At 74.8% G+C, this 9,445-nt stretch carries 11 protein-coding genes; 7 read left to right on the top strand and 4 right to left on the bottom strand.

What is annotated here, in order from left to right:
• Positions 1–364: 364 nt before the first annotated feature.
• Positions 365–496, bottom strand: a complete 132-nt coding sequence (locus ACFYYN_RS42740) for a hypothetical protein (protein WP_500550097.1) — start codon at positions 494–496, stop codon at positions 365–367.
• Positions 493–672 carry a hypothetical protein gene (locus ACFYYN_RS42745; RefSeq protein ID WP_500550098.1) on the bottom strand — a complete coding sequence of 60 codons (180 nt, stop codon included), beginning with the start codon at positions 670–672 and terminating at the stop codon, positions 493–495. The genes ACFYYN_RS42740 and ACFYYN_RS42745 overlap by 4 nt, the downstream gene beginning before the upstream one ends.
• A gap of 216 nt (positions 673–888) precedes the next feature.
• Between ACFYYN_RS42745 and ACFYYN_RS42750 the strand changes: the two genes are divergently transcribed.
• The gene (locus ACFYYN_RS42750) at positions 889–1,320 is read left to right on the top strand and encodes an Ohr family peroxiredoxin (RefSeq protein WP_500550099.1); all 432 of its coding nucleotides are present in this window, start codon (positions 889–891) and stop codon (positions 1,318–1,320) included.
• 178 nt (positions 1,321–1,498) lie between these two features.
• Positions 1,499–3,184 (top strand): cytochrome c biogenesis protein DipZ, encoded by a 1,686-nt coding sequence (locus ACFYYN_RS42755; RefSeq protein ID WP_500550100.1) that lies wholly within the window; start codon positions 1,499–1,501, stop codon positions 3,182–3,184.
• Positions 3,185–3,623: 439 nt separating this feature from the next.
• Here the strand turns inward: ACFYYN_RS42755 and ACFYYN_RS42760 are convergent, their stop codons facing one another.
• Positions 3,624–4,682 (bottom strand): alpha/beta fold hydrolase, encoded by a 1,059-nt coding sequence (locus tag ACFYYN_RS42760; protein WP_500550101.1) that lies wholly within the window; start codon positions 4,680–4,682, stop codon positions 3,624–3,626.
• A gap of 332 nt (positions 4,683–5,014) precedes the next feature.
• Here ACFYYN_RS42760 and ACFYYN_RS42765 point away from each other — a divergent pair, with 332 nt between their 5' ends.
• Positions 5,015–5,635 (top strand): HAD-IA family hydrolase, encoded by a 621-nt coding sequence (locus tag ACFYYN_RS42765; protein ID WP_500550102.1) that lies wholly within the window; start codon positions 5,015–5,017, stop codon positions 5,633–5,635.
• Positions 5,636–5,692: 57 nt separating this feature from the next.
• Here ACFYYN_RS42765 and ACFYYN_RS42770 read toward each other — a convergent pair whose 3' ends face one another.
• Positions 5,693–6,724, bottom strand: coding sequence for a nitronate monooxygenase (locus tag ACFYYN_RS42770; protein WP_500550103.1), 1,032 nt, complete (start codon positions 6,722–6,724; stop codon positions 5,693–5,695).
• 237 nt (positions 6,725–6,961) lie between these two features.
• Here ACFYYN_RS42770 and ACFYYN_RS42775 point away from each other — a divergent pair, with 237 nt between their 5' ends.
• The 4 genes from ACFYYN_RS42775 to ACFYYN_RS42790 all read left to right on the top strand — a co-directional run.
• Entirely contained in the window at positions 6,962–7,351 is a 390-nt protein-coding gene (locus tag ACFYYN_RS42775; RefSeq protein WP_500550104.1) for a YybH family protein, read from the top strand.
• A gap of 192 nt (positions 7,352–7,543) precedes the next feature.
• Positions 7,544–7,846: a muconolactone Delta-isomerase family protein gene (locus tag ACFYYN_RS42780; RefSeq protein ID WP_500325207.1), complete on the top strand. Its 303-nt coding sequence runs from the start codon at positions 7,544–7,546 to the stop codon at positions 7,844–7,846.
• A gap of 117 nt (positions 7,847–7,963) precedes the next feature.
• Positions 7,964–9,232 carry a YbfB/YjiJ family MFS transporter gene (locus ACFYYN_RS42785; protein ID WP_500550105.1) on the top strand — a complete coding sequence of 423 codons (1,269 nt, stop codon included), beginning with the start codon at positions 7,964–7,966 and terminating at the stop codon, positions 9,230–9,232.
• Positions 9,233–9,319: 87 nt separating this feature from the next.
• Positions 9,320–9,445: SDR family NAD(P)-dependent oxidoreductase (locus tag ACFYYN_RS42790; protein WP_500550106.1), on the top strand; the 126-nt coding region annotated here is incomplete at its 3' end.

Below are 9,445 nucleotides of genomic sequence, written 5' to 3' on the forward strand. Positions count from 1 at the left end.
CGTCGGGGGGGGGCGGCGGGGGGGGGGGGGGGGGGGGGGGCGGGGGGGGGGGGCCCGGGGGGGGCGGGGGGGGGGGCGGGGGGGGGGGGGCGGGGGGCGCGCGCGGGGGGGGGGGGGGGGGGGGGGGGGGGGGGGGGGGGGGGCCCCCCCCGGGGGGGGGGGCCCCCGCCGGGCCGCGGCGCAGGCCGCGCCCGTCACGCCGGAGCGACGGGCGGGCCTGCGCCGAAGAACCAATATGACCGGTCGTCTCAAATGCGTCAAGCGCCGCCCGGCGGCTCCGGCCGCACCCCGGGTGCGACGGCGCCGGCCCGCTCCCGACGGTGGTCGGGGCGGGCCGGCGTGGTGGCGATGGGGGGTGGGGCGGTCAGACGACCTGGGCGAAGCAGGCGACGCTCACGGCTGCCGCGAGCACCGTCAGGGATGCCGCCAGGAGCGGCTTGGGGATGCGCACGGGGGAGACCTCCGTTGCTCGGCCGGCGGAGCCGGCGGGGTTCACAGGCAGTAGCGGACGAGCCAGTCGTCGGCGGTGTACACGTCCCGGGCCGGGTCGGGTGCCGTGGCCGGGCTCTCCTGGACCATCTGTTCGGGCCGGACGCGCTCCGGCAGCTTGCCGAACCGGGCCCTGCGCGCCGCCGCGGCGGCATCGGGGGTCTTCTGTTGCGTGGGCGGCATCGCGTCGTCTCCTCCGCCGAAGGGTGTCGTTCCCGTTGACGATGTCCCCCATTCCGTCACCTGTCAAGGAAGTGATTCACCTCACGGCTCGCGGGGTGGGTGGCGCGGGGACGTGGTGCGTCACCTGTTTGACAGGTGATGAACGGTTCTGCGACAGTCGCACCACCCGGACAGGTGATCCGCTGGGCCGACCGGCCCGGGACGCGCGAGAGAGGCATGATCGTGACCGAGACGCACTACACCGCCGTCGTCACCGCCACCGGCGAGGGCCGCAACGGAGGCCGGGCGGCGTCCAGCGACGGGCTCCTGGACCTGACCCTCGCCGTCCCGGAGGAGTTCGGCGGCAACGGCGGGGCGACCAACCCCGAGCAGTTGCTCGCCGCGGGATGGGCCTCGTGCTTCCTGGGCGCGGTGAAGATCACCGCGGCGCAGCGCAAGGTGCGCGTGCACGACGTGGCCGTCGTCGCCGAGGTCACCCTCCACCACCGGCACGAACAGGGCGACTACGGCCTGAGCGCCGTGCTGCACCTGGAGGTCGGCGGCGTGGACCAGAAGACCGCCGACGAACTCGGTGCGGGCGCCCACCAGATCTGCCCCTACTCCAAGGCGCTCGCCATCCCGGTGACCGTCGAGGCCACCGTCGTCTGACGCCGTACCCGCCGCCGCCCACCCGCGGCGGCACCGTCCGTCCGCGTCGTGGGGGGGGGGCCGGCCCCCCCCCCCCCCCCCCGCCCCCCCCCGCCCCCGCCCCCCCCCCCCCCCCCCCCCCCCCCCCCCACGCCGTTCCCCCCGGGGCCGTCCGTGAGGGCCCCGTCCGGAGGTCGTCTTGCTCACGCTGCTGCTCATCGGACTGGTCGGCGGATTCGTCACCGCCGTCTCCCCGTGCGTGCTCCCCGTCCTGCCCCTGGTCTTCCTCTCGGGAGGGGTCCCGGCGACCGGGCAGGCGGCCGAACCGGCGCGCAGGAGCCGGCCGTACGCGGTGATGGCCGGGCTGGTCGTCAGCTTCAGCCTTATCACGCTGTTCGGCACCCTCGTGCTCGGTGCCCTGCCGGTGCCCCCGGACATCCTGCGGTGGGTGGGACTCGGGGTGCTTCTCCTGCTCGGCGTGGCCATGATGTTCCCCGCGGTGCAGGACCTGCTGGAGCGCCCGTTCGCACGCATCGGGCAGCGGCGGGTGGGTGGCGGACGCGGCGGCTTCCTCCTGGGACTCGTTCTCGGCACAGTCTACGTGCCCTGCGCCGGGCCCGTCCTGGCGGCGATCGCCGTCGCCGGCGCCACGCACCGGATCGGCGCGGGGACGGTCGTGCTCGCCGTCGCCTTCGCCGTCGGCACGGCGGTGCCGCTGCTCTTCTTCGCGCTCGCAGGCCGCAGGGTCGGCGAGCGGGTGCGCGCGTTCCGCGAACGGCAGCGGGGGGTGCGGTTCGCCGCCGGACTGACCTTCGTCGTCCTGGCCTTCGGCCTCACCTTCAACCTCACCGACGTCGTGCAGCGTGCCGTCCCCGACTACACCTCGCGGATCAACGACGCGATCGCCGGCCCCGGGCTCCCCGGTGGGCACGGCCCGTCCGGCTCACGGGAGCTGCGCTCCTGCGCGGAGGAACCGGCCTCCGTCCTCCTGGACTGCGGCGCGGCGCCGGAGATCTCGGGGATCCAGCAGTGGCTCAACACCCCGGGGAACGCACCGCTGACGAAGGAGTCACTGGCCGGCAAGGTCGTCCTCGTCGACTTCTGGGCCTACTCCTGCATCAACTGCCAGCGCGCCATCGAGCACGTCGACGCCTGGTACGGGAACTACCGGTCCGACGGCCTCGTGGTGATCGGCGTGCACACCCCCGAGTACGCCTTCGAGCGCGTCCCCGGCAACGTCGCGGCGGGCGCCCGGCGGCTCGGCGTCGACTACCCGGTGGCACTGGACAACTCCTATGCGACCTGGGACAACTTCGGCAACCAGGCCTGGCCCACCCAGTACCTGATCGACGCCCGGGGCAGGGTCCGGCACGTCGCCGTGGGCGAGGGCGGTTACGGCGGCACCGAGTCGCTGATCCGGCGGCTGCTCACCGACGCGCGCCCCGGCACCGCGCTGCCGCCCCCCACCGACGTACCCGACGACACCCCGACCGACGGGAGGCAGACCCCGGAGATCCCGCTGGGGGTGGGCCGCAGCGCGGCGGTGGTGAACGGACCCGTGGCCACGGGGACCGGTGAGTTCCGCCGCCCGGAGACGCTCCTGCCGGGACAGGCCGCCCTGACCGGGGCCTGGGACGCCGGCGAGGAGGCGATCACCAGCGGGCGGAACGCCGGGATCACCCTGGACTTCTTCGCCCGCGACGTCTACCTCGACGTCGGCGGCACGGGAACCGTCACCGCGACCCTGGACGGGAGGACCAGCACCTTCACCGTCTCCGGCGCCCCCGGCATCCACCGTGTGGTGACCGGGAGCTCGTCCCGGCAGGGCGTCCTGACGCTGAAGCTCTCGCCCGGACTCAGCGCCTACTCCTTCACCTTCGGCTGATCGCACGGCTGCCGGCCGGCCCTACCGCCCTCGTCCGCCCCGCGGCCGGGGGCGGTGGCCTGCGTTCCCGGGGGTTCCTGCCCGGCCACCGCGAACGCCGTACCTGCGCACCGCGCCACCGCGACGGGTGGGCGCCGATGACAGCGGACCCTGGCGGGGGACGGCGAGGTGCGGGCGGTGGGTGCCGACGACGGCCGTGTCCGTGCCGCTGTCGGGACCCGAGAGGGACTCGCCAACGGCCGCGCGGAGGAGGGTCACGCCGGGTACGGCCTCGCCCGCGAGCCGGATGCAGCCGGCGGTGTCCTGGCCGACGAGGGAACCGAAAGGGGCGGACCGGGTCGCCCGGCCCCGAGGGTGCCGTGCTCCCGATCCGCCCCGAACCGATCTCCGTGACGGGCGGTCACGCCGCCGCCCGCCCCCTGGCGGTGGGCGCGGCTCTTCAGAAGGCGTCGACGTCGACGACGGCCGCGGCGAAGGCCTCCGGCGCTTCCTGGGGGACGTTGTGCCCGATGCCCTTCAGCGTGCGGTGGGCGTACTTCCCCGAGAACTTGGCGCGGTAGGCGGCCCCCTCCCCGGCCGGGGTGAACGGGTCGGCCTCGCCGTCGAGGGTGATGGTGGGCACCCCGATCATCGGGCCTGCGGCGAGGCGCCGCTCCAGGCGGTCGTAGCGCGGATCGCCCTTCTCGAGGCCCAGCCGCCAGCGGTAGTTGTGGAGCACGATGGCCACGTAGTCCGGGTTCTCGAAGGACGCCGCGGTGCGGCGGAACGTGGCGTCGTCGAACTCCCACGTGGGGGAGTTGAACTGCCAGACCAGCCGGGCGAGGTCGTGCCGGTTCTCCTCCAGGCCGAGCCGTCCGCGCTCGGTCGAGAAGTAGTACTGGTACCACCACGCCCACTCCGCCTTGGGCGGCAGCGGCTGCTGGTTCGCCTCGCGGTTGGTGATCAGGTAACCGGTGACGGAGACCAGGGCCTTGCAGCGCTCCGGCCAGACCGCGGCGATGATGTCGGCGGTCCGCGAGCCCCAGTCGTAGCCGGCGAGGACGGCCTTCTCGATCCGCAGGGCGTTCATCAGGGCGATGACGTCGAGCGCGACCACCGACTGCTGGGCGTTGCGGAAGGCCCTGGGGGAGCGGAAGCGCGTCGTGCCGTGGCCGCGCAGGTGCGGGACGATGACGCGGTAGCCCTCCGCCGCCAGCAGGGGTGCGACGTCGACGTAGCTGTGGATGTCGTACGGCCAGCCGTGCAGGAGTATCACCACGGGGCCCTCGGCGGGGCCGGACTCGGCGTAACCGATGTTCAGGACGCCGGCGTCGACCTGCTTGAGGGCGCCGAGGGAGGTGTACGTCCCCCGGACGGACGCGGGTCCCCCGGTGCCCGGCCGCGGCCCGTGCGGTGTCGCCGCCGAGGCGGGCTGCGACGCGAGGCCCGACAGCCCCGCGAGTGACGCCGCGGCCGCGCCCGCACCGAAAACCTTGCCGAAGCTCCGCCTGTCGATCATTCCCAACCTTCTTTCCTGTTCCCGGGGTTCTCCCGGCGGCAACCCTCGCACGCGCATGCGTCACCGGTCAAGGCGGTGACGCAGGTGACGCACTGCCGACGTCGTCCGGGGGCCCACTGAGGTCCGGGGGAGGGGTGGCCGGGCGGGCCACGGAAGGGGATGGCAGGATGACGTCCGGTCGTCGCCCCGCGCGTGCCGCCCGTGTGGCCGCCGCTCCCGGACGGCCCCCTCGGGCACCGTGCGGCAGCGTCGCCGGCGGACGGCCCATCGCGCGGCTGCCGCGTCCGCATCGCGGCGGCAGGCGTCCTCGTCGCTACCGCAGGAGTTCCGTCATGTCCCACCGCACCGGCCTGATCCTCGACTTCGGCGGTGTCCTCACCACGCCTCTGCTGCCCGCCGTGCTCGCCTTCGAACGGCGCGAGGGACTGGCCGAGGGGGCGTGCATCACCGCGCTCTACCTCGACGAGGAGGGGACCCGGCGCACTCACGACCTCGAACGCGGCGCGATCACCCAGGTGGAATGGAACACCGCGGCGGCCCGCAGCCTCGGCGTGGCGCCCGACAACCTCATGGGCCGGATCTTCGCCGACCTCCGCCCCGAGACGGCCCTGATCGACGCCGCGGCCGCCGCCCGGCGCGCCGGGGTGCGCGTGGGGATCCTGTCCAACTCCGTGGGCTCCGCGCCGTGGGACCTCTACGACGGCCACGACCTGGAGGGTTCGTACGACGCGGTGGTCATCTCCGAGCACCACGGGATGCGCAAGCCCGAGCCCGCCATCTTCGAACTGGCGCTGGAGAAGCTCGGTCTGCCCGCCGAGGCCTGCGTGTTCGTCGACGACACCGAGCAGTACCTGGCGCCCGCGGCGCAGCTGGGGCTCGCGGGCGTCCACGCCAAGGACCCCAAGGAGACGATCGCGCAGCTGGAGGTCCTGCTCGGCGTCGCACTGACCTGAGCGGCGGGACCGGGACCGGGTGGGCCGCCGTGTGCGGCCCGCCCGTGTGCCCCTGGATCAGATTGCGGACGCCAGCCGCCGCAGGATCCGCTCCGCGGGCTCCTCGGTGGCGTGACGGTAGCCCGTGCCCGCCCACAGGTTGATCCGCTCGGGGTCGCCCGCGGCGGCGGCCGCCTTGCGCATCGGGCTGGTCAGGTGGTGCAGGGCCGGGTAGCCGGCCGGAGCGTGCCCGGTGTGGCGGTCGGTGAAGCCGTTGCGCAGTGCCCTCGCCGGACGACCCGTGAACGCCCGGGTCACCACCGTCCCGGTGCGTGCCGGGTCGGCCAGCGCCGCCCGGTGCGGCGCGGAGGTGCCGGCCTCCTCGGCGCGCAGCAGGACGGTGCCGACCATGACCGCGTCGGCTCCGGCCCGCAGCGCACCGGCCACGGCGGCCGGGGTCGCCAGGCCTCCGGCGGCGACGAGCGGCAGGGGCACCGCCGCGCGCACCTCGCCGAGCAAGTCCTCGAGGGGGACGGCCGCCGGTACGTGCTGCGGGGTGAGCGTGCCGGAGTGCCCGCCCGCGGCGGACGCCTGCACGGCCAGTGCGTCCGCGCCCGCCTCCGCGGCGGCCCGGGCCTCCGCGGCCGAGGTGACCGTCAGGACGACCAGGCTTCCGGCTGCGCGCAGCGCGGAGACGACCGAGGCGTGCGGGACGCCGAAGGTGAAGCTGACCACCGGCACCGGGTCGGAGAGCAGCAGGTCGACCTTGTCCGCCCAGTGGTCGTCGTCCTCGACGATCTCCGCCGCCGGCGCGTCGATGCCGTGCGTCCCGGCGTCGGGCGCGATGGCGCGGGCGTAGCGCCGGAAGGCGTCGGGGTCCACCGGGACGGGATTGGGTGCGAAGAGGTTGACGCCGAAGGGCACCTGTCCGGGCCGGACCGCGGCGATCTGCTCGGCGAGCGCCGCCGCGGTGCGGTATCCGCCGGGCAGGAAGCCCAGGCCGCCGGCTCGGGCGGCCGCGGTGACCAGCGCGGGGGTGGTGGGACCGCCGGCCATCGGCGCGGCGAGGACCGGGGCGTCGACCCCGAGTGCGGCCAGTGGCGAGACCATGATGTGAGTGTTCCTCCTGCGGGGCGGCGACGGTCGTTCGCGAGGTGGGCACGGGACGGGCGGTGCCGGCGGCGGGCTTCTCGCCGGCGTCACGGTGCGGCCCGTGTTTGCCAGTATACGACCGCCCAACTACTTTTATTAGACCGGTCGACTATCATCGGCCATCCCTGATCCGGCCGCCCTCCGCACGCGGACGGGCGCCGTTCTTCCTACCGTTGAGCACAGAGGAGAACCGACATGAGCGCTGACCCGAAGGACGCCGCGAACGACCCGATGCGCGAGACGCTGTCCCGCTGGAAGGCCGCCTTCGACGGCCACCGGCCGGACGAGATGGCCGAGTTGTTCACCGTGGACGCCCTGTTCCAGGGGTTCGGGCCCGAAACCACGGCCGGCCGGGACGCGGTGCGCGCCTACTACGAGGCCGTGACGGAGGACCGCTGGGCGGACGTGGGGAAGGCGCAGGGCTACCGCATCGGCGACCGGGTGGCCGGCGGCTTCGCCGACGTCGTCTTCCGGGGCGCGGAGGGGTGGGAGGCCGCCGTGCACCTCTCGCTGGTCCTGCAGCGCGAGGGTGACGACTGGCTGATCCGCGCCTACCACGTCTCGCGGATCGTCACCGACCACTGAGGCCGAAGGCCCCCCGTCCGCCGGGTGGAGCGCGTTGCGAGGTTCCGCCTCCCAGCAGGGAGGGCGGCGGTCGTGGCGCCGCCCCGGCCCGTGGGCGCAGGGTGGCAGGGCGCAGGACCGGCGGTTCGTACACCGGTCCGGCCGCGTGCCCGCCCGTCGAAGGTTCCGGCAGTTTCGAAGAGAGGCAACACCGTGAAGGAGTTCCTGGTCGAACTCACCACCACCGTCCCCGAGGGCACCGACCCCGCCGAGGTGGACCGGCGTCGCGCGGCCGAGGCCGTCCGCGCCGGGGAACTGGCCGCCGCCGGCCACCTCGTCAGGTTGTGGCGCCCCGTGGGCGAACTGCGCAGCATCGGCCTGTGGCGCGCCGCCGACGAGGCCGAGCTGTACGAGAAGGTCCTCGGCACGCTGCCGCTGTGGCCGTGGATGGCCGCGGCCGTCACCGCCGTGCAGTCCCACCCCAATGACCCGGGGAAGGCGAACGGCGACGCCTGACGGCGCACGCCCGCCGCACGCGGCACCACACGGCTCCCCGCCGCCCGGACACGGTCGCGACGGGGAGCCGTGGTCCGTCCGGTCCCGTCCCGGAACCCACCCGTCGAGGAATGTGTCATGATCCAATCAACCCGGCGCCCGGCCGCCGCACGCGGCGGCGCCCCCGGGTCGCCCTGGGCCCACGTGGCCCGGGCCGGGGCGGCGCTGGCGGCGGCCATGGGGGTCGGCCGGTTCGTCTACACCCCGATCCTCCCCCTGATGCACGTTCAAGCGGGCCTGACGGCCGGGGCCGGTGCGCACCTGGCGACGGCCAACTACGTCGGCTACCTCGCCGGAGCGCTCGCCGGGACCGTCCTCCCCCGGCTGACGCGCTCCGCCGCCGTCCTGCGCGGTTCGCTGGTGCTGCTCGTCGTGAGCCTCGCCGCCATGCCGCTCACGCACGCGACCGCCGTATGGCTGGTTCTTCGGCTGGTCGCGGGCACGGTGAGCGCGACGGTCTTCGTCATCGCCGTCAGCGCGCTCCTCGGGCGGCTGCGCGCGCACCCCGCACACCTGCCGGGCTGGGGCTTCGGCGGGGTCGGCGCAGGGATCGCGCTGTCCGGCCTGCTCGTCCTCGTCCTGCGCGGCTTCGCCGACTGGCGGGCCGCCTGGTGGGCGTCCGCCGCACTCGCCGCGCTGCTCGCCGTGCCGGCGTGGACCATGCGGACGGAACCCGCGCCGGACGCGCCGGATGCGTCGGTCGATGCGGCCCCCGGAGCGCCGGGGTGGACGGCGGCACCGCGCACGCATCGCTGGTTCGGTGCCCTGTTCGCGTCGTACACGCTGGAAGGCGTCGGCTACATCATCGCCGGCACCTTCCTGGTCGCCGCGATCGACCAGGGCTCACCCGGACGGCTCGGCACCGCCGCGTGGGTGCTGGCAGGGGTGGCGGCCGTCCCCTCCGCCGCGCTGTGGGCGTGGCTGGGACGGCGCTGGTCCCGCCCGGACGTGCTGCTCGCCGCGCTGGTCGTGCAGGCCGCCGGCATCGCCCTGCCGGCCCTGGTCGGGGGGTCCGCCGCCGCGCTCGTCTCGGCGTTCCTCTTCGGCGCCACCTTCATCGGCGTGAGCACGGTCGCCCTCGCGGCCGGGACGCATCTGCGGTTCCCACGTGCGGTCGCCCTGCTGACCGCCGGCTACTCGGTGGGTCAGATCCTCGGCCCTGTGGCCGTCGCGCCGCTGCTGCGCCACGGCTACCAGCAGGCACTGGTCCTGGCGGCACTGGTCGTCCTGGCCGCCGCCGCGGCGGCGTTCGTGCTGCGCATCGGGTTCCCGCACCGCTTGGACCTGCCCGCCCCTCGGGAAGCCGCCTCCGGCGGCGCCGCCCCCGTCCGGGGTCCGGGCCTTTGACAGTTCTCGACCGGTCGTCTACTTTATATGTGACCGGTCGTCTAGTGCACCGGATTCCCCATGACACCCCCTGGAAGAAGTAACACCATGAGCATTGAGGGTCAGAAGGTCGCGGTCATCACCGGTGCGTCGCAGGGCATCGGTGCCGGTCTGGTCGAGGCGTACCGGAAGCTGGGGTACGCGGTGGTGGCCACGTCGCGGAACATCGGCGAG

Source organism: Streptomyces sp. NPDC001902 (genome assembly GCF_042891295.1).
GTDB lineage: Bacteria > Actinomycetota > Actinomycetes > Streptomycetales > Streptomycetaceae > Actinacidiphila.

Bases quoted from the DNA above. Each gene is read 5' to 3' on its own strand.
- ACFYYN_RS42745 (WP_500550098.1), bottom strand. From the start codon at position 672: ATGCCGCCCACGCAACAGAAGACCCCCGATGCCGCCGCGGCGGCGCGC.
- ACFYYN_RS42750 (WP_500550099.1), top strand. From the start codon at position 889: ATGATCGTGACCGAGACGCACTACACCGCCGTCGTCACCGCCACCGGC.
- ACFYYN_RS42760 (WP_500550101.1), bottom strand. From the start codon at position 4,682: ATGATCGACAGGCGGAGCTTCGGCAAGGTTTTCGGTGCGGGCGCGGCC.
- ACFYYN_RS42765 (WP_500550102.1), top strand. From the start codon at position 5,015: ATGTCCCACCGCACCGGCCTGATCCTCGACTTCGGCGGTGTCCTCACC.
- ACFYYN_RS42770 (WP_500550103.1), bottom strand. From the start codon at position 6,724: ATGGTCTCGCCACTGGCCGCACTCGGGGTCGACGCCCCGGTCCTCGCC.
- ACFYYN_RS42775 (WP_500550104.1), top strand. From the start codon at position 6,962: ATGAGCGCTGACCCGAAGGACGCCGCGAACGACCCGATGCGCGAGACG.
- ACFYYN_RS42785 (WP_500550105.1), top strand. From the start codon at position 7,964: ATGATCCAATCAACCCGGCGCCCGGCCGCCGCACGCGGCGGCGCCCCC.